Consider the following 21,473-nt stretch of genomic DNA (forward strand, 5'->3'; position numbering starts at 1 on the left):
CGGTCCATGAGAGGAAGGGACTTGCGTGATTGATGTGACAGATGAGCAAATTCGGTCGCGAAGGTAGCGAACAGCGCCGGCCGAGGGGGAGTTCACCAATGACGCAGCAACCGGATCGCCGGCCCGACGGGCACACCCCGGCCCCGGCGGCGGATACGGCGGCGGATACGGCGGTGCCCATGATGGCGGTGCGCGACCTGCGCAAGAGCTTCGGCACCGGAGCCAACGCCGTACACGCCCTGCGCGGGGTCTCGTTCGAGGTCGGGCGCGGCGAACTCACCGCACTCAAGGGCCGCTCGGGCTCCGGCAAGACCACCCTGCTGAACCTGGTCGGCGGCCTCGACACCCCGAGCGGCGGCACCGTCGAACTCGACGGAACCGACCTGTCCACCCTGGACGAGGGCGGCCTGCTCGCGCTGCGCCGCGACCGGATCGGCTTCGTCTTCCAGTCGTTCGGGCTGATCCCGGTGCTCACCGCCGCCGAGAACGTCGGCGTCCCGATGCGCATGCGCAAGGTGCCGCCGCGGCAGCGCGAGGAACGCGTCCGCACCCTGCTGGCCCTGGTCGGCCTCGCCGACCACGCCGAACAGCGGCCCGGGGAGCTCTCCGGCGGTCAGCAGCAGCGCGTGGCCCTGGCCCGGGCCCTGGCCAACGAACCCGCGCTGATCATCGCCGACGAGCCCACCGGCCAGCTGGACTCCGAGACGGGCCGGTCCATCATGCGGCTGCTGCGCGCGGTGGTGCGCAGCGAGGGGGTCACGGTCCTGGTCGCCACCCACGATCCGCAGCTGATGGAACTCGCCGACCGGGTGGTCGAGTTGCGCGACGGCCGGGTCGTCGAGCCGGTCTGACGGGCCCGTCCGCGGGCGGCAGCGGAGCCCGTACTTGTGCCCACAGGTCCAGGAGCAGCCGCACGGAGCGCGAGGCGGCGGCCAGTTGCCAGCGCCGGCCGCCGCGGGACCACCGGTCCAGGACGTCGAGGAGGGCCGAATCGCAGAAGGCGACCTCCGACGCGTCGAGGACGAGGTGCCGGACGCCGAGGCCGGCGGCCCCGTCGAGGACGGTGCGCAGCGGGGCGCAGCTGTAGTGGTCGAACTCCCCGGCCAGGCTGACGGAGAGGACGCCGTCGCGGACCGTGGAGCGGATGCGGGGGAGCGGCGGGCCGTTCACGCCCCTCCAACGGGCCGCGCCCGGGGCGGGAACCGGCGCCCGGCCGCCATTCACCCGCGTGGCCGTGGGGCGCGGCCGCCCCGGGCGGGCGGCCATGGCGGACAGTGGGGCGCGTGGATGCCGAAGCGGAACTGGATCTGGACGTGATCGTCGACGCGCTGTACGTGCCGCACCCCGCGGGGTTCACGGCCGCGCGGGACGAGGCCGCGGCGCGGGTGAGGCGGGCCGGGGACCCGGCGGCGGCGAAGCGGATCGCGGCGCTGCGCCGGCCGACGCTCGCGGCCTGGGCGTCCAACGCGCTGGTACGGGCGAAGCCCGACGAGACGGCCCAGTTCCTCCAGCTCGGGCAGACCCTGCGGGCGGCCCACCGGTCCCTGGACGGGGAGCGGCTGAGGGACCTGTCCCACCAGCAGCACGTGGTGATCGGCGCCCTGGCCCGGGAGGCCGCCCGGCTGGCGGAGGAGGCGGGAACCCCGGTCTCGGAGACGGTGGTGCGCGAGCTGGAGGGGATCCTGCACGCGGTTCTCGCCGATCCGGAGGCGGCCCGGCAGTGGGCCTCGGGACGGCTCGTACGGGCTCCCGCGCAGGCCTCGGGGTTCCCGGCGGCCGACCCGGACGCGGTACCGCCGCCGGCCACGGAACCGGAACCGGCACCGGAACCCGAGGCGGAGCCGGCGGCCGGGCCGGAACCGGCGGCGCCGCCGGAGCCCGCCGACCCGGCCCGCGCGGCCCGGACCGAGGCGGCCCGGACCGCCGCCCAGGACGCGGCGTGGGCCGTCACCGCCCGCGAGGAGGAGCTGCGCACGGCCGAGGAGGCCCGCCGGCACGCCGTGGCCCGCGCCGCAGAGGCCGACGAGGCGCTCGCCCGGCTGCTGGGGGAGGCCGACCGGGCGCGGACCGCGCGGGACCTGGCGTACCAGGCGGTGACCGAAGCGGAGGCCCGCCACCGCGAAGCCGACCGGGCGGCCCGCGCCGCCCGCCTCGCGGCGGCCTCCGCCCTGCGCCGCCTGCGCCGGCTGTAGACCGGCTCCTCGCGGGTCACGCCGGCCGCCCTGCGGGCTGCGACGGCAACGTGACGAGGTGCCTAGTCCTGCCAGTAGAACAGCAGGGTACGGACGTCCAAGGGGGCGCGGCCGCCGAAGTAGTAGACCCCGAGCCCGGTGACCGTGATCGAGCCGACGGCCTCGTCGATCCAGCGGAAGCCGGCCGTTTCGAGGGCCAGGCGGACCGCCGGGTCGTCGCCGTGGGCGGCGGCGAACGGGCCGAGCGTACTGACGTGGACCTCGGCGCCGTCCTTCCCGTAGCCGATCACGTCGTACGTGCCGCCGCCCTGCCGGTGTGCCTCCCCGCAGGAGACCGGCGGACGCGGCGAGAGGCCCGCGGCGGTGAGCGCGGCCGTGGCCCGCGACAACCCCTCGGCGCGCTCGGCCTCGGCGTCGGGACCGGGCTCCGGCGGTGGTTCCGCGCACAGGGCCTCGACCCGCCACCGCGGATCGCTCGCCTCCTCCGCCCACGCCCCGTACTCGTGGACGATGGCCGTACGCAGCTCCTCGTCCAGGCCGGCCACCTCCACGCGGGGCCGTCCCAGCGCCTCGTACGACCGCCGGGCCCCGGCGGTGTCACCCGTCAGCCGGTGCAGCGCGAACACGGCCCACACCCTCGCCTCCTCGTCCGGAACCCGGGCGAGGTAGCCGTGCAGCGGGCCGGGGTCGGCCAGGAGCGCCTGGGCGCGGTACGCGACGGTCCGGTCGGGGTCGGCGAGCGCGTCGAGGACGTCCTCCCCGGCGCGATCCCGCATCCGGATCCCGAACCAGCGGTCCTCGGGCCGGGTGCCGCCCAGTCCGGCCGCCACGGCCGCTTCCCCGTACCGGGAGGCCAGTTCCTCCAGCCCGGCCTCGCCCGTCTCCCGCCGGTGGCGCCACGGGCTGAAGGCGAGCGTGGCCAGGGGCCCCGCCGCGGTGAGGTCGCCGAGCGCCCCGCGCGCCTTCAGGAACGCCTCGGCCATGCCGTACGTGTCGTCCCGCTCCCGGTCCTCGTGGCGTAGCCACGGCAGCAGCTCGGAGCGGTCGGCGAGGAGCTCCAGCAGGGCGATGCGCACCTCGTTCACGTCACCGGTGTCCTGGAGGCAGCCGATCAGCCGCGCCACCCGCCGCTCGGGCACCCGTCCGGCCAGCGCCTGTACGCAGGCCTTGCGGCGCCACCACGGCTGTGAGCCGTCCACCGCGCACCGCGCGAGGGCGTCGGCGTCGTGGGCGCGCAGGCCGGCGGTGTCGGTCCGCCCGGCCTCGGGGGTCAGACCCCTGATCGTCGTGAACATCCGGGGATGCTACTCGGCCGGGCCCCCGGCTCCCACCGATGTGACGGCAGGGCCTTACACCCGGCTCCCCTGCCCCCTCGGGGCGGGCGTCGCGGGCGGTGTCCGGGCCGGGAGCGCGGTGCGCGGCGTGCCGCGGCCCGCGACCGGCATCAGCTGCCCGGTGGCCGCGAGGGCGAGGCGCGAGAACAGGGTGCCCGAGAAGCCGAACAGGAGGGCGATCGCCAGGGAGACCGGCCGGGCGGGCGCGCCCCAGGAGTTGTCCAGGAACACCTGGCCCAGCAGGTTCAGCTCGGGGTCGGCGAGCATCCGCACCAGCAGCAGCCCGCCCGGTGCGGCCAGCGCCCCGCCGACCGGCGCCAGCACGAGGACGCCCCAGGAGGCGGGCCGCTGCGCGCGCATCACACCGATCAGCGGCGACAGGAACCCGCCCAGCCCGCCGAGGAGCAGCGACAGGCGGTGGTCCAGCACCAGGCCGATCAGCAGCACCGCGCCGAGGCCGATGAGGGCCAGCCACAGCGCGATCCGCTGGAGCTCGTACTCCCTCTCGAACTCGCCGTCCTCCTGCCAGGCCAGCTGTTCGGTGACGGCGATCAGCAGGGCCCGCTCGGCGGCCGGGTCGCCGCCGTGGGCGGTGAGTTCCGCCGCGAGCCGGTCGTTCGCCGGGTCCTGGTCGGAGGCGAGCCGCAGCCGCAGCGCGCGGCTGCGCAGGGTGATCTCCTCGGGGCCCTCCAGCCGCAGCAGCTGGCTCTCGGCCTCGTGCAGCACCCGCCAGGCGGAGGCGAGTTTGGACAGCGGGATGGCGACGACCCAGCGCCGGGGCAGCAGCCGCCACGCCACCTGGCCGTTCCTCTCCAGCCGGTCCAGCCGGCCGGTGACCGCCGCGAGCGCGGCGGACCCCTGCGCCGGCCCGGCCGCGCACACGTCGATCCGGGCGCGGCAGTCGTGGATGCGCGCCTGGAGCAGGCGGTACCGGGGGGCGGCGATCAGGCCCCGGCTGGTGATGTACACGACCACCAGATAGCAGCCGCAGACCAGCCACAGCGCCCAGCGCCCTTCCCGGACGAGGTACTCCGCCACGCCATCCCCCCTTCGGCGCCCGGCCGTTGCCCCGGCCCGGCCGGGGACATCCTCCTACGCGCGACCGCGCCCTGTCAGGAGTTCCGCACCGGCAGCCCGGGACACACGCCCGCGGCCCGGGCCGCTCCGCCGGGGGCGTTCAGCGGTCCCCGCCGGCGGGGTGTCGTTCCAGCGGGGTTGCTACTGCCGAGTTGCTCACACTGAAAGTGACGCTTCCCGCGCGGTAGCGGTCGTCGGACCACTCGATCGGGCGGCCCGTGCGGGTGGCCGAGACGTGCCGTTGCCGCAGCAGCGGGCTGCCGCGGCGGATCTCCAGCAGCCGCGCGTCCTCGCTGCCCGCCGCCAGCGCGTCGATGAGGTGCTCGCCGTACTGGGCCACGATCCCGGAGTCCGCCGCCAGGCTGTCCATCACCGAGCGGCAGTCCTCCGGCAGGGCCTCGACGGCCGCCGCGACCCAGTCGGCGTACGCGGTGCGCTCCACCATCGTGGGTTCCCCGTCGAGCAGCCGCAGCCGCAGTACGGCCAGCACCTCCGTGCCCGGCGCCAGCGCCAGCCGCTCCGCCTCCTCGGCCGTCGCGGGGCGCCGGGTGCGCGACAGGAAGCGGCTGCGGGCCTGGTGGCCGACCCCCTCGGCCCACTGCGCGAAGCTGTTCAGCTCGCCGAAGCCGTGCCGGCGTTCGTGGCGCAGGACGATCCTGCGCGCGCCCTGGCTGGAACCGACCAGCCCCTCGGCGGCGAGGGTCGCGACGGCCTGGCGGACGGTGCCGCGCGAAGCGGACCACCGGGCGGCGAGATCGCTCTCCGAGGGCAGCCGGGCGCCCACCGGGTACTCCCCGGACAGGATCGCCGCGCGCAGCGCCTCCGCGATCTCCAGATACCGGACCGTTCTCATGGCGTTCGCCCCCTGATGCCCCTGTCCCGACGGGCGCCGCGCGCCCGGGCACCATGGTGCGCCCGCCGGCGGACGAACGCCGCCCGTGATCATTCCAGCAGGCTCTGTCACGACTCCTTCCGGCCATTCTCGTGTTTTCGTCGAGCCGTGCTCCGCGGTCCAGCCGCCGTTCACCGCCCGTACAGGGGACCCGGGCGAACTGGAGCCAACTTGTTCAGACAAGTGATGCCCGACAGGTGAAGCCCCATCGACGCCTGACAGGTGAAGCCCCCTTAGTCTCCGGGAGAGACCGTGTTCCGTTCCCCCGCCCGTCGCGGTGCGGCCGTCCTGCTCGGCGCCGCCGTCCTCACCACGCTCAGCGCGTGCGGCGCCGCCCCCGACCAGCCCGCCGCCGGCGCGGCCGACGGCAAGGCCAAGGGCCAGCCCGGCACCGCCACCTCCGTCGCCGACCTCGGCGGCATGGAGGCCCTCGTCGCGGCCGCCGAGAAGGAGGGCGAGCTCAACGTCATCGCGCTGCCCCCGGACTGGGCGAACTACGGCGAGATGCTGAAGGCCTTCCAGGCCAAGTACCCGAAGATCAAGATCTCCAGCGAGAACCCGGACGCCTCCAGCTCCGACGAGATCGCCGCCGTGAAGACCCGCAAGGGCCAGGACCGCGCCCCCGACGTCCTCGACCTCGGCATCGCCTTCGCCCGCAGCGGAGCCGCCGAGAACCTCTTCGCCCCCTACAAGGTCACCGCCTGGGAGAAGATCCCCGCCTCCCAGAAGGACGCGGACGGCCGCTGGTACAACGACTACGGCGGCTACGTCTCCATCGGCTGCGACGCGGCGAAGATCCCCGTCTGCCCGCAGACCTTCGCCGACCTGCTCAAGCCCGAGTACAAGGGCAAGGTCGCCCTCAACGGCAACCCGACCAAGTCCGGCTCCGCCTTCGGCGGCGTCTACGCGGCCGCCCTCGCCAACAAGGGCTCCTTCGCCGACATCCAGCCCGGCATCGACTTCTTCGGACAGCTGCGCAAGAGCGGCAACTTCATCCCCGTCGAGTCCACCCCGGCCACCGTCGAGAAGGGCGAGACCCCCATCTCGATCGACTGGGACTACCTCAACGCCGGCTACGCCGAGCAGTTCAAGGGCAAGGGAGTCGACTGGAAGACCATCGTCCCCGCCGACGGCGTCTACGCCCAGTACTACTCCCAGGCCATCAACAAGGACGCCCCCCACCCGGCGGCCGCCCGCCTGTGGATGGAGTTCCTCTACAGCACCGAGGGCCAGAACATCTGGCTCAAGGGGTACGCCCGCCCGGTCCTGCTCCCCGGCATGACCCAGGACGGCACCGCCGACAAGGCCGCCGTGGCCAAGCTCCCGCAGGTCCAGGGCACCCCCTCCTTCCCGGCCTCCGCCGAACTCGACAAGGCCAAGGCCACCCTCGCCGAGAAGTGGGACAAGGCCCTCAGCTGATGTCCGCCCCCACCACCACCCCTCACTGGACGGGGACCGCCGGCGGCGACCGCCGCCGGCGGCGCGGCCCGCGCACCTGGCTCGCCGCCCTCCCCCTCCTCGCCTTCACCGGCCTCTGCTTCGGACTCCCGCTCGGCGCCATCGCCTTCGGCGCGGTCACCCGCACCGACCCGGCCACTGGCGCCACCCACGTCACCGGCGAGCACCTCGCACGCTCCCTCCAGGGCCCCTACCTCGGCTCGCTCACCGGCAGCGTCCAGCTCTCCGCCCTGACGGCACTGCTCGGCTCGGTCCTCGGCGTCCTGATCGCACAGGCCCTCGCCACCTCCCGCTCCACCGCCCTGCGCTCGGCGGCCCTGACCGCCTCCGGCGTCCTCGCCAACTTCGGCGGCGTGCCGCTCGCCTTCGCGTTCATCGCCACCGCCGGGATCTCCGGGGTCGTCACCCGGCTCGCCGACCTCACCGGCCTCGGCTGGGACCTGTACTCCTTCACCGGCCTCACCGTGGTCTACCTGTACTTCCTCATCCCCCTGATGGTGCTCGTGACCGTCCCCGCGCTCGACGGGCTGCGCCCGCAGTGGCGCGAGGCCGCCCAGAACAACGGTGCGAGCGGATGGCAGTTCTGGCGCCACGTCGGCCTGCCCGTCCTCGCGCCCACCCTCCTCGGCGGGTTCGTCCTGCTCTTCGGGACCGCCTTCGCCGCCCACGCGACCGCGGCGGCCCTCGTCGGCGGCTCCGTCCCCCTGGTGACCCTGAAGATCGCCGACGCCCTCTCCGGCAACGTGCTCACCGGCCAGGAGAACGTGGCGCTCGCCCTCGGCCTCGACATGACCGTGATCGCCGGCCTGGTCATGGCGGTCTACCTGCCCCTCCAGCGACGGAGCGCCCGATGGCTGCGATGACCGAAACCGCCCCGCCTCCCCGCCCGGCAGCCGCGGCGAGGGCCCGCCGCCCCCGGCCCCGGGTCTGGCGCGGAGCCGTACTCGCCCTCGCCGGCGCGTACTTCCTGCTCCCGCTCATCGCCTCCTTCGTCTTCACCGTCCACGTCCCCGGGCAGGGCGTCACCTTCGAGGCCTACACCCGGCTGCTCGGCGCCGACGGATTCAGCGAGAGCCTCCTCCTCTCGCTCGGCCTCGCCGCCGCCACCATCGCGCTGTGCCTGCTGCTCGCCGTGCCCGCGCTGGTCGCCGTACGGATCGGCTCGCCGAGGCTGCGGCCCGTGGTGGAGGTCATGTGCACGCTGCCGCTGGTGGTGCCGCCCATCGCCCTGGTCACCGGCATCACCACCGTGCTGCGCTGGGGACCCGAACACCTGTCGCGGACCCCGCTCTACCAGACCTTCCTGGCCGTGCAGAACGAGAAGTTCCCCGTCGTCCTGGTCCTCGCCTACACGGTCCTGGCCCTGCCCTTCGTCCACCGCTCCCTCGACGCGGGCCTGCGCGCCGTCGACGTTCCCACCCTGGTCGAGGCCGCCCGCAGCTGCGGCGCGAGCTGGCCCCACGTCGTCCTGCGCGTGCTCCTGCCCAACCTGCGGGCCTCGCTCGCCGGGGCCTCCTTCCTCACCCTGGCGCTGGTCCTCGGCGAGTTCACCATCGCCTCGCTGCTCGGCTTCAGGCCCTTCGCGGTGTGGATCGTCTCCATCTCCGGATCCCAGGCCCGGATGTCGGTGGCCGTCTCCATCCTCAGCCTCCTCATCACCTGGCTGCTGCTGCTCGCCCTCTCACGGGCCGGAACCACCCCGTCCACCACGGCGTCCGCACCCGCCACCTCCCGCAAGGAGCACTGACCCACATGTCCACCACCGTTCCCGCGGCCAGGAAGCCCGCCGGCCCCGCCGGGTCCGAACCGGCCGGATCCGCCCCCGCCGGGGGCGCCCGCGTCGAATTCCGCGGGCTGCGCCGGGCCTTCGGTCCCACCGTCGCCCTCGACGGCCTCGACCTCACCGTCGAACCCGGCGAACTCCTCGCCCTGCTCGGCCCGTCCGGCTGCGGCAAGACCACCGCCCTGCGCGTGCTCGCCGGCTTCGAACAGCCCGACTCCGGCGAGGTCCTGGTCGACGGAGAGGACATCACCCGGGTCCCGGCCAACCGCCGCGACGCCGGGATGGTCTTCCAGTCGTACAGCCTCTTCCCCAACCTCAACGCCCGCGAGAACGTGGCCTTCGGCCTGCGCGTCCGCAAGGTCCCCGCGGCCCGCCGCCGCGAACGCGCCGCCGAACTCCTGGACCTGGTCGGCCTCCCCGAACACGGCGACCGCTACCCGCACCAGATGTCCGGCGGCCAGCAGCAGCGCGTCGCGCTCGCCCGCGCCCTGGCCCTGCGCCCGCGCGTCCTGCTCCTGGACGAGCCGCTCTCCGCCCTGGACGCCAAGGTACGGTCCAACCTGCGCGAGGAGATCCGCCGGCTCCAGCTCTCCCTCGGCATCACCACCGTCTTCGTCACCCACGACCAGGAGGAGGCCCTGTCCATGGCCGACCGGGTCGCCGTGCTGAACGCCGGGAAGCTGGAGCAGTGCGCCGCCCCCGCCGAACTCTACGAACGGCCCTCCACGCCCTTCGTCGCCGATTTCGTCGGCACCATGAACCGGCTGCCGGGCCGGCTCACCGGCACCGGCCGGGTCGAGGTCGCGGGCGTCCGGCTGCCCGTGGACGGCCCCGCCCCCGCCACCTCCGGGGTACGGGTGCTGGTCCGCCCCGAGAACCTCACCGTGGCCGCCGATCCCGACGGCGAGGCCACCGTCCTGTCGGCCTCCTTCTCCGGCGCCGTCACCCGCCTCCACCTGGAACTGCCCGGCGGCACCCGGGTCAAGGCCGACCTGCCCTCCCGCGAGGCCGCGGAGCTGGCGCCCGGCACGCGGGCCCGCGTACGCCCGGCCGAACGGCCCGTCCTCGTCGAGGCGGGGACCGCGTGAGCGCACCGGCCGCCGTCCTCTTCGACATGGACGGCACCCTCGTCGACACCGAGGCGCTGTGGTGGCGGACCACCGAGGAGACCGCCGCCCGGCTCGGCCACACGCTCGGACCGGCCGACGCACCCGAGGTCGTCGGCCGCGCCGTCGCCGACACCGCCGCCCACCTCGTACGGGCCGCCCGCGCCGGAACGGCCGACGCCGTGGCCGCCGAACTCACCGAGGGCTTCTTCCGCCGGGTCGCCGCCGGGGCCCCCGTCCGCCCCGGAGCCCTCCGGCTGCTCGCCGCCCTGGAGGCCGAGGGCGTGCCCTTCGCCCTGGTCAGCGCCTCGCCCCGGCTGGTCGTCGACCAGGTCGTGACGGGCGCCCTGGCCCAGGTCCCCTTCGCGTTCACCCTCTCGGCGGACGACACGGCACGCACGAAGCCGCACCCCGACCCCTACCGGGCAGCCGCCGAACGCCTGGGACGCGCGCCGGGGGAGTGCGTCGCGGTGGAGGACTCCCCGGACGGCGCCGCCTCCGCCGAGGCCGCCGGCTGCCCGGTCCTGGTCGTCCCCTCGCTGCTCGGCGTGCCCTCCTCGCCGGCCCGGACCTTCGCCGCCTCCCTGGAGGAGGTCACCCCGGCCCTGCTGGGCGGCCTCGGGCGCACGGCGGGATGAGGCCTGGGCGTGCGCGGCGACCGGGGCCGGGCGCAGGGGCGCACGGGGCGACGCGGATCAGGCGCACGGCGCGACGCGGATCAGGCGCCCGCCGCGACGCGGATCAGGCGCACAGCGCGATGAGGTCCGCGATCCCCTCGGCGTAGGCGGCCGACACCGAACCGGGCCGGCCCGCCCTGCCCCCGCGCAGCAGCGGCAGGCCGGCCCGGACGTGGGCGGCGCACTGCCCGTACAGCCCCGCCTCGTACGGGGTCCCGTCGTCCTCCGAGTTCAGCAGCGCCAGCAGCGTCCACAGCAGCGCCTCGCGGGTCGCCAGCCGGGGCGGCCCCGCCGACCAGACGGCCATCAGCACCGCGCAGGCGGCCGGGGCCGGGGGCCACAGCCGCGACCGGGCGAAGACGTGCCCCTCCAGCGCGTGGTAGGCCGCCGGGTGCCCCTCGGCCGCGTCCCACAGGGTGGCTTCGAGGTGCCCCGCCGAGCGGCCGCAGCCGCAGACGACGGACTCCCAGTCGTACCGCGCGATCGTCTCCCGCACGGCTTCGGGCACCAGCGGGCTGGTGCGCGGCGGTTCCTTCCCTCTCATGAGGCCCAAGTATGGGAGCGGGGTGCGGGCCCGGTCGAGGAGGCTGTCCGCGGGCCGGACGGCCGGACCGACCGCCCGGCGGCAGCGGGCGGAACCGGTCGGCGGGCAGCCACGTCTGAGACCCCGTGTGGACGAAGAGAAGGACCCTGGCACTGTTGTTCGCCCTGCTCGCGACCCAGCTCGGCGCGCTGATCAGCCCCGCCCACGCGTGCGGCTGCGGGGCGATGGTGCCCGACGGGTCCTCCCGGATCGGCGTCGACCGGGAGAGCTCCGTCGTGCGCTGGGACGGCCGGACCGAAGAGATCGTGATGCGCTTCACCGTCGGCGGCGACGCCCGCCGCGCCGCCTGGATCATGCCGGTCCCGGGCCGGGCCTCGGTGGAACTCGGCGACCCCGCCCTCTTCCGCGAGCTGACCGAGCTCACCCGCCCCGAGCACCGGACGCGGACCTACTTCTGGCCGCGCGACCGCGACTGGCCCTTCTCCTCCGGCGGCCGGGACACCGCGGGCGCCGCCCCGCCCGGCGCCGGCGCCGGTGAACCCGTGGGCGTGGTCGGCCGCGAGCGGCTCGGTGACTTCGACGTGGCCCGGCTGACCGCCACCGACCCCGGGGCCCTGCGCACCTGGCTGGAGGACAACGGCTTCGAGCTCCCCGACCGGCTGGCAGGCGAACTGAAGCCGTACGTCGACCAGAAGTGGGAGTACGTCGCCGTACGCCTCGCCCCCCGCGAGCCGGGCCGCACCCTGCGCGGCGAACTCGACCCGCTGCGCATCCGCTTCGACAGCGCCCGCCTGGTCTACCCGATGCGGCTCTCCCGGCTGGCCCGGACCCCGCAGTCCCTCGGCCTGTACGTCCTCGCCGGCCACCGGATGGAGCCCGGCTCCGCGATCGGCGGGGCCACGCCCGAGGTGACCTTCGCCGGGACGGTCGAACCGCGGGGCGCGCTCGGCGGGCTCACCGGCGGCAAGCCGGTCTTCCTGACCGCGATCGAGCAGCGCTTCCCGGACCCGTCCCGCATCGACGGGGACCACGAACTGCGCGCCGCGGCCGAGGACACCCCGTACCGGCGGGTGGTCCACCACGACGAACTGCTCACGGCGGGCGGTGTCCCGGTCTGGCTGCTGACGGTCGGCGGCGTCCTGGCGGCCGCGGCGGCCACCGCCGTCCTCCTCGCCGCGCGCGGCCGCCGGCCGTCCCGGACCCACGGCCGGGAAAACCCGCTTGACCTGCCCGAACGCGCCTGACATGGTCCCCACCGTGATCACCTTCTCCAGCAACGACGGAACCCGCCTCGCCTGCCACACCAGCGGGGAGGGGACCCCGCTGGTCTGCCTGCCCGGCGGGCCCATGCAGGACTCGGCCTACCTCGCGGGACTCGACGGCCTCTTCCCGCACCGCCGGCTGATCCGCCTCGACCTGCGCGGCACCGGAGGCTCAGCGGTCCCCGGGGACCCCGCGAGCTACCGCTGCGACCGGCTCGTCGACGACGTCGAGGCCCTGCGCGAGCACCTCGGCCTGGAGACCCTCGACCTGCTCGCGCACTCCGCCGGAGCGAACCTCGCCGCCCTGTACGCGGCCCGCCACCCCGCACGCGTCGGCCGGCTGCTGCTCGTCACGCCCAGCGTCTTCGCCGTCGGCGTCCCCGTCACCGGCGACGACCGGCTGGAGGCCGCCCGGCTGCGGGCCGCCGAGCCCTGGTTCGAGCCGGCGTACACGGCCCTGGAGGAACTCGTCGCGGGCCGGGGCACGGCCGCCACCATGGAGGCCATCGCCCCCTTCTGGTACGGCCGCTGGGACGACGCGGCCCGCGCCCACCGGGCCGCCGAGGCCGGGCAGAAGAACCAGGAGGCCGCCGCCGCGTACGGGGCCGAGGGCGCCTTCGACCCGGACGCCACCCGCAAGGCCCTCGCCGGGCTGGCGGCGCCGGTGCTGCTGCTGGCCGGCGAGGCCGACGTGGCGGCACCGCCGCGCGCGATGGCCGGGTACGCCGCCCTGTTCCCGGACGCCGCGCTCACCGTCCAGCCGGGCGCGGGGCATTTCCCGTGGCTGGACGACCCGGCCGGCTTCGGCGGCGCGGTCGCGGCCTTCCTCCCGTAGGGGCCGGCGCCGTCAGGCCGAAGGGTTCCAGGTCGAGGTGAGCCCGTCGAGCCACGAGGGCGGCAGCTCGGCGGCGTCCCACTCCTCGCGCAGCGCCGACGGCGAGGCGGCGAGCCGCTCCAGCACGGCGAGGCTCGTGGGGGAGTGCAGCAGGGAGTAACGGCCGTGCAGCGCGATGGCGCTGCCGGGCCCGTACTCCGCGTACAGCCGGGCCAGACCGGGACGGTGGGAGTCGGCGAACCGGGTGAGCCGGCCCGCGTACCCGGCCCGCTGCCGGGGGCTCATCGTCCCGAGGACGGCGGTGAGCACCTGCTCGGAGACCTCCGGGTCGAGGTCGGAGACGGCGCTGAAGGACAGGTAGAGGGGCGTCACCGCGACCTGCGCCCGCTCCACCTCCATCCTGCGCACGGGCGGCCGGGCCCCGGGGGAGTTCTCCGCCGTCCCGGCGCCGACGGCCCGGCCCAGTGCCCGTTCGGCGATGTCGCCGAGTTCGCCGGTGAGGGCGCGGGCGCCGTCGAGCCAGCCCGACTCGTAGAGTTCGCCCTTCCCCGCGGGAGCGGCCCCTGCGGCCTCCTCGACCTGCCGGAGGGCCGTGGCGAGCACGCCGGCCTCGACGAGCCCGATCAGCTCCTCGGCGGAACCGGCGGGAACCCCCGCCCGGCCGAGGAGCTGGACGATCGTCGTCCTCGCGTTGTGGAGGCTGGCCGGGTCCAGCCGTTGCGGGTCTTCGTCGGCGGGGTGCATGGAATCCTCGTCGTCATGGGTCGCGCCGAGGCGAGTCTACGCACACCGCCCCGCCGACCCGCCGTGCTCCGCCCGACTGCCCGGCTCCCGCCCGGGCCACGGCCTACCGGGCGGCTCGGCGCAGGGCCAGGGCCGCGAGCGCCTCCGGGGCGCCTGGCCGGCCGCGCATGCCGGGGAAGGCGTTGACGTCGACGATGAGCGGCTCGCCGCCGCCCGTGGCGATGAGGTCCACGCCGTAGACGTCCAGGGCGAAGACCTCGCCCACCCGCAGGGCCAGTTCGGCCCAGCCCCCGGGCAGCGCGGCCGGCGGCCGCTCCGGCCCGCCGTCCCCGTCGGCGAGCTCGGAACGCCGGAGGCCCGCGAAGACCCGGTCGCCGATCACGTACAGCTTGTGGTCCCAGCCGTTGTTGGGGGTGAACGGCTGCACCACGACCGGCTCCCGCTCCCAGCCGGCGGCGGCCAGTTCCCGCAGTCCGCCGGGGCCGTCGACCCGGGCGACCAGGTCGTGCTTGCGGCTGTGCCGGCTCTTGACCACCACCGGACGGGCGGGCTCCGCGGCCGCCCCCGGCCGCGCCGGTGCCGCGCGCCCGGCCGACTCGGCCAGCTCGGCCACCTCCGCCAGCGAGGCGTGGGTGCGGGTGGCGGCGAAGGGGAGGCCGGCCCGCAGGGCCAGCTCCGCCATCCCGGTGCGGTCCTGGCAGCGTGCGGTGGCCGCCGCCGAGTTCAGTACGGGCGCCCCGTGCCGCTCCAGTTCCCGGGCCAGGGCCAGGGCCGAGGGGGTCCGCGCCTTCAGCAGGTACACGTCCGCCCGCGCCCCGGCCGCCGCCGCGGCGGCCCCGGCCCGCGGGTCCAGCACCCGTACCTCGTGCTCCGGCGCCAGCAGCCCGGCGGTGGCGGCCAGCAGCGGGTGCCCGGCGTCCGGGGTGATCAGGCCGATCCTCACGCGCCGTCGCCCGCCCTCGCCCCCGCCGCCTGCGCGGGTACGGCCAGCGGCAGGGGGTGCGGCCGCGCGGGCGGGCAGGGCGCGGCGGCCGGGCGGTCGCCGCCCGAGCGGGCCAGGTCGAGCACGGCGCGCGCGACCCGCGCGGCCGCGTCCGGCACCTGGCGGAAACTCGGGAAGTCGTTGACGTCGACCACGACCGGCCCGTCGGGGCCCAGCAGCACGTCGACCCCGTAGAGGTCCAGCCCGTACACCTCGCCCACCCGGGCGGCGATCCGCGCCACCTCGGCGGGCAGCCGGACGCGGCGTTCGCGGACGGGGGAGTCCGGGTGGAGGGGGGAGCGGCGCTCGGTGGCGTACAGCTCCCCGCCGACGCAGTACACCTTGAGGTCGGTGCCGGAATTCGGTACGTAGGGCTGCGCGATGAGCACGCCCTCGCCCGCCAGCCCGGGCAGCAGCGCGGCCAGGCGGTCGGGCGAGGGCACCAGGTGCACGCCCCGCCCGGAGCTGCCGTCGGCGGGCTTGACCACGAGCGGGTACGCGGTGTCCGGGAGGCCCGCCAGGAGTTCGGGCCGCGCGAGGGCGTAGGTGGGCGGCAGCGGCAGCCCCCGGGCGCTGCCGAGGGCGGCGGCCAGCGCCTTGTCCCGGACCCCGCGGATGGCCCGGGCGTCGTTGACGGTGGTGGTCCCGGTGGCGGCGGCGGCCTCCAGCAGGGTGAGCCCAGGACCGCCGGACACCGTCTTCAGCACCCAGGCGTCGTGCGTGCCGGCCCGGACCAGGGCGTCCATGCGCAGCAGGGAGCCGCCCGGCCGGATCACGTCCACCTGGTGACCCCAGGCGGTCAGTTGCCGGACGACCTCGTTGGGCATGCCGTCGTGGCGGTAGAGCTCCTCCACCAGGAAGCAGAGCCTCATGGACCTTCCCCGTTTTCCCCGGACGTCCGCCGATTCCGTCCGGCGAGTGGTGACGTCACAGGATGCCATGGCATAGCCCCGAAACCGATCCAGAAGGATCCTAAGTGGGCACTACTCAACGTAATGTTTAACGAGACCTTTCCTAAACGATCAACAATCCTCTTATAGTTGTGCCTCGTTGCCACAGGAACCCTCTCTTCCATTTACGCCCGGTTTGAGGCTTTGATTGATGACGGCGTCGCCCTCCCCCCTCCGCCCCTCCGCGCTCGCCCTGCTGGTCACGGCAGCCGCCTCGGGGGCCCTGTCCACGGCGGCGGTGGCCGCGGCCCCGACGGCCGTCCAAGCCCCCCTCGCCTGGTACTCCTTCTCCGGCTCGCTGCTGCTCGCCGTCTCCGCCGGAGCCGTCACCTGGTGGGCGCGCTCCGCCCGGCAGCTGCGCGGCCGGGTCTCCCACCTCGCCGGGGAAGTCGCCGCCCGCGACGGGTACATCGCCCGGCTGACCGCCGACGGCGCCCGTGACGCCGCCGCGCGCACCGCCGAACGCACCCGCATCACCACGGAGCACGCCGCCGAGGTGGAGCACCTGATGACGGCCCACGCTGCCGAACTGCACCACCTCGCCACCGCCCACGCGGCCGAGCTCGACCGCCTCGTCACCGCCCACTCCGGCGAACTCGACCGGATCACCGCCGCCCAGCTGGCCACCCGCGAGCGCCTCGGCGAGGAACTGCGCCGCGCCCGGTCGGGCCGGGCCGCCGCCATGGCCGCCGCCGCCAACGCGGCCGGCCGGATGCAGGCCCTCGCCACCGGAATGCTGGCCGACCTGCGGGAGATGGAGCACAAGCACGCCGACGAGGAGGTCCTCGGCGACCTGCTCCACCTCGACCACCGCACCGCCCAGGCCGGCCGCCTCGCCGACTCCATCGCCGTCCTCACCGGAGCGCGTTCCGGCCGCCGCTGGGCCAGACCCATCGTCATGGAGTCCATCCTGCGCGGCGCCATGGGCCGCATCGGCGGCTACCAGCGGGTCCGCCTGCACTCCACCAGCGAGGCCGCCGTCGCCGGGCACGCGGCCGAGGGCGTCATGCACGCCCTCGCCGAACTCCTCGACAACGCCGCCAACTTCTCACCGCCCACCGCCGAGGTCCACGTGTACGTGGAAGAGGTGCCGGCCGGGGTCATCATCACCGTCGAGGACAGCGGCCTCGTCATGAGCGACGTCCAGCTGCGCCGCGCCGAACAGGCCGTCACCGCCGACTCCCTGGACCTCGCCGGGCTCTCCGGCACCCGCCTCGGCCTCGCCGTCGTCGGCCGGCTCGCCCGCAAGCACGGGCTGACCGTCTCCTTCCGCCCCTCCGCGCGCGGCGGCACCGGCGCGCTGATGATGATCCCGGAAGAGCTCATCAGCCACGCCCCGGCCGAACCCGTGCCCGCCCCGGCCCTCCTGACGGCCCCGGAGCCCGCCCCCGCGCCCGCACCCGGCCGCGCACCGGCGCCCGCACCCGTACCCGTACCCGCCACGGACCCCGGAGCCGCCGCACCCGCCCCGCGGACCGAGGCGGAGCCCGTCCACGACACCGCCGTGGAACCCGGCGACTCCGAGACCACCGGCACGACCCCGGTGCTCGGCGAGAGCGGACTGCCCCAGCGGCGGCGCGGCCGGACCCTGGCCGCCGCCCAGTCCCAGCACGGGCCCGCGCCCGACGCCGCGAGCGAGGCGGCCCGTACCCAGGCCGCCCCCGGCGGGGCGTCCCGGTCCGCCGCCCGCTTCGGCAGCTTCAGCCAGGCCGTACGCGGCAACGCGGCCCCGGCGCAGCAGCAGCCCACGAACCCCCCGCACCCGGAAGGCAACGACACCCCATGACCGGCTCCACCACCGACGAGACGCTCAGCTGGCTCCTGGAAGGACTCCTGGAGCGCACCCCCGGCGCCCGGCACGCCCTCGTGCTCTCCCGCGACGGCCTCAAGCTGTGCCGCACCCCCGAGCTGTCCGTCGACCAGGCCGACCAGCTCGCCGCGATCTCCGCCGGGATCCAGAGCCTGTCCCACGGGGCGTCGATCGAGTTCGGCGACGGCACCGGCGGAGTCCGCTCCGCCATGGCCGAGTTCTACGGCGGGATCCTCTTCATCGTCGAGGCCGGCGAGGGCGCGCACCTCGCGCTCGTCGCCGCCGAGGACGCCGACGCGGGCCTCGTCGGCCACAACATGTCCGAGCTGGTGGAACAGCTGAGCGAGCATCTGATCGCCCGGCCCCGGGGATGAGCCGCGTCAGGCCGGGCCGGGACGACTCCCCGGACCGGCTGTACACCCTCACCGGCGGCCGCAGCAGCTCCGGCAGCGACGCCTTCGACCTGGTGACCCTCATCGTCGCCGAATGCGACCCGGTGCCCGGCCTCCAGTCCGAGCACGCGGCGATCCTGCGCATGTGCCGCTTCCCGACGGCGGTGGTGGAGGTCGCGGCCGAACTGGGCCTGCCCATCTCGATCGTGCGGATCCTCCTCGCCGACCTCCTCGCAGCCGGGCGCATCAGCGCCCGGCACCCGCGCGTCGCGACGTACCGCCTTCCCGACCCCGACATCCTGGAGCAGGTGCTCGTTGGACTCCGCAACCTCTGACCCGGGCGAGCCCCGGCCGGCCCTCAGCAGCACCGCCGACAACGGCCTCAAGATCGTGATCGTGGGCGGCTTCGGCGTGGGCAAGACCACCATGGTCCGCTCGGTCAGCGAGATCCGCCCGCTGAACACCGAGGAGACGATGACCAAGGCGGGCGAGGCGGTCGACGACACCCACGGCGTCGGCACCAAGTCCTCCACCACCGTCGCCTTCGACTTCGGCCGCATCACCCTCGACGCCCACAACGTGCTCTACCTGTTCGGCGCCCCCGGCCAGGAGCGGTTCTGGTTCCTGTGGGACCGGCTCTTCTCCGGCACCCTCGGCGCGGTCGTCCTCGTCGACACCCGCCGGCTCGCCGACTCCTGGTACGCCATCGACCGCCTCGAACACCACGGCACGCCCTTCGTCGTCGCCTGCAACGACTTCGGCGGGCCCGCCCACACCCCCGAGCAGATCCGCGGCGCCCTCGACCTCCCGCCCGACGTGCCCCTGCTGTTCTGCGACGCGCGCTCCCGCGAATCCAGCAAGCAGGTGCTCATCTCCCTTGTCGAGCACCTCCAGCACCTCCACAGCCACCGGCCCGACCGGCCGGCCGTCGTCCCGCACACCATCCCGGAGCCCACCCCGTGACCACCCCCGAGCCACAGCCCGTCTACCTCGGCGGCCCCCGCTTCCAGAGCGACCCCGCCGAGCTGTACCGGGAGATGCGCCGCGACCACGGCCCCGTCGCCCCGGTCGTCCTCGACGGGGACGTCCCGGCCTGGCTGGTCCTCGGCTACCGCGAACTGCACCAGGTCACCAGCGACCCCCAGCTCTTCTCCCGCGACTCCGACCTCTGGAACCAGTGGGACAGCATCCCGGCCGACTGGCCGCTGCTCCCGATGATCGGCCGCAAGCAGCCGTCCATCCTCTACACCGTCGGCGAACGCCACCGCGAACGCGCCGCCGTCATCTCCGACGCGCTGGAATCCGTCGACCCCTTCGAACTCAAGGGCCACGCCGAACGCTTCGCCGACGAACTCATCGACGGGCTCTGCGGAAAGGGCAGCTGCGACATCGTCGGCGAGTACGCCATGCTCCTGCCCCTGCGCGTCCTCGCCCGCATCTACGGCTTCTCCGACGAGCAGGGCCCCGGCCTCGTCACCGCCATGAACGACATGATCAACGGCCGGGAGGGCGCCCTCGACGGCCAGCGCCACCTCGCCGAATCCATGTACGCGCTGCTCGCCGCCAAGGCCGCCGAACCCGGCCCCGACGTGGCCTCGCGGATGCTGGCCAACACCGCCGGGTTCACCGTCGACGAGATCGCCCAGGACCTCATGGTGATGATGGCCGCCGGCCACCAGCCCACCGCCGACTGGATCGGCAACTCACTGCGCCTGATGCTCACCGACGACCGCTTCGCCGCCTCCCTGGCGGGCGGCCGGCACAGCGTCGGCGAAGCCATGAACGAAGTGCTCTGGGAGGACACCCCGACCCAGAACGTCGCCGGCCGCTGGACCACCCGGGACACCCACCTCGGCGGCCGTCGCATCGGCCGCGGCGACCTGGTCCTCCTGGGCCTGGCCGCCGCCAACGCGGACCCGCACGTACGCGCCGACGCGAGCGCCCTCACCGGCGGGAACAACGCCTTCTTCTCCTTCGGCCACGGCGAACACCGCTGCCCCTTCCCGGCCCAGGAGGTCGCCGAGGCCATCGCCCGGACCGGCATCGAGGTCCTCCTCGACCGGCTCCCGGACGTCGACCTCGCCGGGCCGGCCGCCGAACTCACCCGGCGGCCCTCGCCCTGGCTGCGCGGCCTCACCGCCCTCCCCGTGACCTACACCCCGACCCCCGCGCTTGGAGCCACCCCGTGACCTGCCCGATCGACCACACCGGACCGGCCCCCCTCACCCTCGACCCCTTCGTCACCGACCTCGACGCCGAGAGCGCCGCGCTGCGCGCCGCCGGCCCGCTGGCCCGCGTCGTCCTCCCCGGCGGCGTCGCAGTGTACGCCGTCACCCACCACGCCGAGGCCCGCAAGCTCCTCACCGACCCCCGCGTCGTCAAGGACATCAACGTGTGGGGCGCCTGGCAGCGCGGCGAGATCCCCCTGGACTGGCCCCTCATAGGCCTCGCCAACCCCGGCCGCTCGATGCTCACCGTCGACGGCGACGAGCACCGCCGCCTGCGCACCCTCGTGGCGCAGGCGCTCACCGCCCGCCGGGTGGAGAAGCTCCGCGCCGGCATCGAGGCCCTCACGGCCCGCTCGCTCGACGCGCTGGCCGCCCTCCCGGCCGGTGAGACCGTCGACCTGAAGGCGCACTTCGCCTACCCGCTGCCGATGAACGTCATCAGCGAGCTGATGGGCGTCGACCCCGCCGAACACCCGCGCCTGAAGGCCCTCTTCGAGAAGTTCTTCTCCACCCAGACCCTTCCCGAGGAAGTCCCGCAGATGATGGCGGACCTCGGTGCCCTCTTCTCCCGGATCGTCGAGTCCAAGCGCGCCAACCCCGGGGACGACCTCACCAGCGCGCTCATCGCGGCCTCCGAGGACGGCGACCACCTCAGCACCGAGGAGATCACCAACACCCTCCAGCTGATGGTCGCCGCCGGGCACGAGACCACCATCAGCCTGATCGTCAACGCCGTCGTCGCCCTGGAGACCCACCCCGAGCAGCGGGCGCTCGTCCTCAAGGGGGAGGTGCCCTGGGAGAACGTCATCGAGGAGACCCTCCGCTGGTCCACCCCCACCTCGCACGTCCTGATCCGCTTCGCCACCGAGGACATCGAGGTCGGCGACCGGATCCTGCCCGCGGGCGAGGGGCTGATCGTGTCCTTCGGCGCCCTCGGCCGAGACGAGGCCCAGCACGGCGGGAACGCGGAGCGGTTCGACGTCACCCGCACCCCCAACCGGCACATCGCCTTCGGACACGGCCCCCACGTCTGCCCCGGCGCCGCGCTCTCCCGCCTGGAGGCCCTCGTCGCCCTCCCGGCCCTCTACGCCCGCTTCCCCGCCCTCACCCTGGCCGTCACCCGCGCGGAACTGCGCAACAAGCCGGTCCTCACCCAGAACGACCTGTACGACCTCCCCGTGAAGCTGCACGGATAGGGGCCGCGCGG

The 21,473-nt window shown here is 75.1% G+C and carries 23 protein-coding genes; 15 read left to right on the top strand and 8 right to left on the bottom strand.

The genetic code is table 11. From position 1 onward, the window contains the following. Positions 1–179: 179 nt before the first annotated feature. Positions 180–851, top strand: a complete 672-nt coding sequence (locus tag AC069X_RS03745; protein WP_478725111.1) for an ABC transporter ATP-binding protein — start codon at positions 180–182, stop codon at positions 849–851. Here the strand turns inward: AC069X_RS03745 and AC069X_RS03750 are convergent. After that, the gene (locus tag AC069X_RS03750) at positions 757–1,266 is read right to left on the bottom strand and encodes an STAS domain-containing protein (protein WP_478724702.1); all 510 of its coding nucleotides are present in this window, start codon (positions 1,264–1,266) and stop codon (positions 757–759) included. The genes AC069X_RS03745 and AC069X_RS03750 overlap by 95 nt on opposite strands. A gap of 17 nt (positions 1,267–1,283) precedes the next feature. Between AC069X_RS03750 and AC069X_RS03755 the strand changes: the two genes are divergently transcribed. Continuing rightward, complete coding sequence (locus tag AC069X_RS03755) at positions 1,284–2,192, top strand: hypothetical protein (RefSeq protein WP_478724703.1); 909 nt, start codon at positions 1,284–1,286, stop codon at positions 2,190–2,192. A 62-nt stretch (positions 2,193–2,254) separates the two neighbouring features. Here the strand turns inward: AC069X_RS03755 and AC069X_RS03760 are convergent, their stop codons facing one another. From AC069X_RS03760 to AC069X_RS03770, 3 genes are all read right to left on the bottom strand, one after another. Next, entirely contained in the window at positions 2,255–3,487 is a 1,233-nt protein-coding gene (locus AC069X_RS03760) for a hypothetical protein (protein ID WP_478724705.1), read from the bottom strand. Positions 3,488–3,541: 54 nt separating this feature from the next. Beyond that, on the bottom strand, positions 3,542–4,564 hold the full coding sequence (locus tag AC069X_RS03765) for a hypothetical protein (RefSeq protein ID WP_478724707.1): 1,023 nt from the start codon (positions 4,562–4,564) through the stop codon (positions 3,542–3,544). A 139-nt stretch (positions 4,565–4,703) separates the two neighbouring features. After that, on the bottom strand, positions 4,704–5,456 hold the full coding sequence (locus tag AC069X_RS03770; RefSeq protein WP_478724709.1) for a GntR family transcriptional regulator: 753 nt from the start codon (positions 5,454–5,456) through the stop codon (positions 4,704–4,706). Positions 5,457–5,747: 291 nt separating this feature from the next. On the opposite strand from AC069X_RS03770, the gene AC069X_RS03775 reads away from it, so the two are divergent. Genes AC069X_RS03775 through AC069X_RS03795 form a run of 5 tightly spaced genes read left to right on the top strand, consistent with a single transcriptional unit; the run spans position 5,748 to position 10,480 of the window. Then, a complete protein-coding gene (locus AC069X_RS03775) occupies positions 5,748–6,914 on the top strand; it encodes an ABC transporter substrate-binding protein (protein ID WP_478724711.1) in 1,167 nt (388 codons plus the stop codon). Next, positions 6,914–7,816 carry an ABC transporter permease gene (locus tag AC069X_RS03780; protein WP_478724713.1) on the top strand — a complete coding sequence of 301 codons (903 nt, stop codon included), beginning with the start codon at positions 6,914–6,916 and terminating at the stop codon, positions 7,814–7,816. The genes AC069X_RS03775 and AC069X_RS03780 overlap by 1 nt, the downstream gene beginning before the upstream one ends. Continuing rightward, complete coding sequence (locus AC069X_RS03785) at positions 7,804–8,700, top strand: ABC transporter permease (RefSeq protein ID WP_478724715.1); 897 nt, start codon at positions 7,804–7,806, stop codon at positions 8,698–8,700. The genes AC069X_RS03780 and AC069X_RS03785 overlap by 13 nt, the downstream gene beginning before the upstream one ends. A gap of 5 nt (positions 8,701–8,705) precedes the next feature. Then, entirely contained in the window at positions 8,706–9,824 is a 1,119-nt protein-coding gene (locus AC069X_RS03790; protein WP_478724717.1) for an ABC transporter ATP-binding protein, read from the top strand. After that, complete coding sequence (locus tag AC069X_RS03795; RefSeq protein ID WP_478724719.1) at positions 9,821–10,480, top strand: HAD family hydrolase; 660 nt, start codon at positions 9,821–9,823, stop codon at positions 10,478–10,480. The genes AC069X_RS03790 and AC069X_RS03795 overlap by 4 nt, the downstream gene beginning before the upstream one ends. Before the next feature lie 103 nt (positions 10,481–10,583). Here the strand turns inward: AC069X_RS03795 and AC069X_RS03800 are convergent, their stop codons facing one another. After that, positions 10,584–11,063, bottom strand: a complete 480-nt coding sequence (locus AC069X_RS03800) for a hypothetical protein (RefSeq protein ID WP_478724721.1) — start codon at positions 11,061–11,063, stop codon at positions 10,584–10,586. 155 nt (positions 11,064–11,218) lie between these two features. Here AC069X_RS03800 and AC069X_RS03805 point away from each other — a divergent pair, with 155 nt between their 5' ends. Beyond that, positions 11,219–12,307 carry a DUF2330 domain-containing protein gene (locus tag AC069X_RS03805; protein ID WP_478724723.1) on the top strand — a complete coding sequence of 363 codons (1,089 nt, stop codon included), beginning with the start codon at positions 11,219–11,221 and terminating at the stop codon, positions 12,305–12,307. A 1-nt stretch (position 12,308) separates the two neighbouring features. After that, positions 12,309–13,160, top strand: a complete 852-nt coding sequence (locus tag AC069X_RS03810) for an alpha/beta fold hydrolase (protein ID WP_478724725.1) — start codon at positions 12,309–12,311, stop codon at positions 13,158–13,160. 12 nt (positions 13,161–13,172) lie between these two features. On the opposite strand, the gene AC069X_RS03815 is transcribed toward AC069X_RS03810, so the two are convergent. The 3 genes from AC069X_RS03815 to AC069X_RS03825 all read right to left on the bottom strand — a co-directional run bounded on the left by AC069X_RS03815 (position 13,173) and on the right by AC069X_RS03825 (position 15,758). After that, on the bottom strand, positions 13,173–13,904 hold the full coding sequence (locus AC069X_RS03815; protein WP_478724727.1) for a hypothetical protein: 732 nt from the start codon (positions 13,902–13,904) through the stop codon (positions 13,173–13,175). 103 nt (positions 13,905–14,007) lie between these two features. Next, positions 14,008–14,847: an ATP-grasp domain-containing protein gene (locus AC069X_RS03820; RefSeq protein ID WP_478724728.1), complete on the bottom strand. Its 840-nt coding sequence runs from the start codon at positions 14,845–14,847 to the stop codon at positions 14,008–14,010. Next, positions 14,844–15,758: an ATP-grasp domain-containing protein gene (locus tag AC069X_RS03825; RefSeq protein ID WP_478724730.1), complete on the bottom strand. Its 915-nt coding sequence runs from the start codon at positions 15,756–15,758 to the stop codon at positions 14,844–14,846. The genes AC069X_RS03820 and AC069X_RS03825 overlap by 4 nt, the downstream gene beginning before the upstream one ends. A 229-nt stretch (positions 15,759–15,987) precedes the next feature. Between AC069X_RS03825 and AC069X_RS03830 the strand changes: the two genes are divergently transcribed. Genes AC069X_RS03830 through AC069X_RS03855 form a run of 6 tightly spaced genes read left to right on the top strand, consistent with a single transcriptional unit; the run spans position 15,988 to position 21,462 of the window. Further along, complete coding sequence (locus AC069X_RS03830) at positions 15,988–17,622, top strand: sensor histidine kinase (RefSeq protein WP_478724732.1); 1,635 nt, start codon at positions 15,988–15,990, stop codon at positions 17,620–17,622. Next, the gene (locus AC069X_RS03835) at positions 17,619–18,020 is read left to right on the top strand and encodes a roadblock/LC7 domain-containing protein (RefSeq protein WP_361610367.1); all 402 of its coding nucleotides are present in this window, start codon (positions 17,619–17,621) and stop codon (positions 18,018–18,020) included. Before AC069X_RS03830 ends, AC069X_RS03835 begins: the two co-directional genes overlap by 4 nt. Next, entirely contained in the window at positions 18,017–18,373 is a 357-nt protein-coding gene (locus tag AC069X_RS03840) for a DUF742 domain-containing protein (RefSeq protein ID WP_478724735.1), read from the top strand. Before AC069X_RS03835 ends, AC069X_RS03840 begins: the two co-directional genes overlap by 4 nt. Then, the gene (locus AC069X_RS03845; RefSeq protein WP_478724737.1) at positions 18,354–19,001 is read left to right on the top strand and encodes a GTP-binding protein; all 648 of its coding nucleotides are present in this window, start codon (positions 18,354–18,356) and stop codon (positions 18,999–19,001) included. Before AC069X_RS03840 ends, AC069X_RS03845 begins: the two co-directional genes overlap by 20 nt. Continuing rightward, positions 18,998–20,227, top strand: coding sequence for a cytochrome P450 (locus tag AC069X_RS03850; RefSeq protein ID WP_478724739.1), 1,230 nt, complete (start codon positions 18,998–19,000; stop codon positions 20,225–20,227). Before AC069X_RS03845 ends, AC069X_RS03850 begins: the two co-directional genes overlap by 4 nt. Then, positions 20,224–21,462 (top strand): cytochrome P450 family protein, encoded by a 1,239-nt coding sequence (locus tag AC069X_RS03855; protein ID WP_478724741.1) that lies wholly within the window; start codon positions 20,224–20,226, stop codon positions 21,460–21,462. The genes AC069X_RS03850 and AC069X_RS03855 overlap by 4 nt, the downstream gene beginning before the upstream one ends. Positions 21,463–21,473 lie beyond the last annotated feature (11 nt).

The organism is Streptomyces sp. NPDC043896 (assembly GCF_056435605.1).

What these genes read in the sequence shown, in the direction of transcription:
- AC069X_RS03745 (WP_478725111.1), top strand. Translation starts at nt 180, where the DNA reads ATGATGGCGGTGCGCGACCTGCGCAAGAGCTTCGGCACCGGAGCCAAC.
- AC069X_RS03750 (WP_478724702.1), bottom strand. Translation starts at nt 1,266, where the DNA reads ATGGCCGCCCGCCCGGGGCGGCCGCGCCCCACGGCCACGCGGGTGAAT.
- AC069X_RS03760 (WP_478724705.1), bottom strand. Translation starts at nt 3,487, where the DNA reads ATGTTCACGACGATCAGGGGTCTGACCCCCGAGGCCGGGCGGACCGAC.
- AC069X_RS03770 (WP_478724709.1), bottom strand. Translation starts at nt 5,456, where the DNA reads ATGAGAACGGTCCGGTATCTGGAGATCGCGGAGGCGCTGCGCGCGGCG.
- AC069X_RS03780 (WP_478724713.1), top strand. Translation starts at nt 6,914, where the DNA reads ATGTCCGCCCCCACCACCACCCCTCACTGGACGGGGACCGCCGGCGGC.
- AC069X_RS03785 (WP_478724715.1), top strand. Translation starts at nt 7,804, where the DNA reads ATGGCTGCGATGACCGAAACCGCCCCGCCTCCCCGCCCGGCAGCCGCG.
- AC069X_RS03790 (WP_478724717.1), top strand. Translation starts at nt 8,706, where the DNA reads ATGTCCACCACCGTTCCCGCGGCCAGGAAGCCCGCCGGCCCCGCCGGG.
- AC069X_RS03800 (WP_478724721.1), bottom strand. Translation starts at nt 11,063, where the DNA reads ATGAGAGGGAAGGAACCGCCGCGCACCAGCCCGCTGGTGCCCGAAGCC.
- AC069X_RS03810 (WP_478724725.1), top strand. Translation starts at nt 12,309, where the DNA reads ATGGTCCCCACCGTGATCACCTTCTCCAGCAACGACGGAACCCGCCTC.
- AC069X_RS03815 (WP_478724727.1), bottom strand. Translation starts at nt 13,904, where the DNA reads ATGCACCCCGCCGACGAAGACCCGCAACGGCTGGACCCGGCCAGCCTC.
- AC069X_RS03825 (WP_478724730.1), bottom strand. Translation starts at nt 15,758, where the DNA reads ATGAGGCTCTGCTTCCTGGTGGAGGAGCTCTACCGCCACGACGGCATG.
- AC069X_RS03830 (WP_478724732.1), top strand. Translation starts at nt 15,988, where the DNA reads ATGACGGCGTCGCCCTCCCCCCTCCGCCCCTCCGCGCTCGCCCTGCTG.
- AC069X_RS03835 (WP_361610367.1), top strand. Translation starts at nt 17,619, where the DNA reads ATGACCGGCTCCACCACCGACGAGACGCTCAGCTGGCTCCTGGAAGGA.
- AC069X_RS03840 (WP_478724735.1), top strand. Translation starts at nt 18,017, where the DNA reads ATGAGCCGCGTCAGGCCGGGCCGGGACGACTCCCCGGACCGGCTGTAC.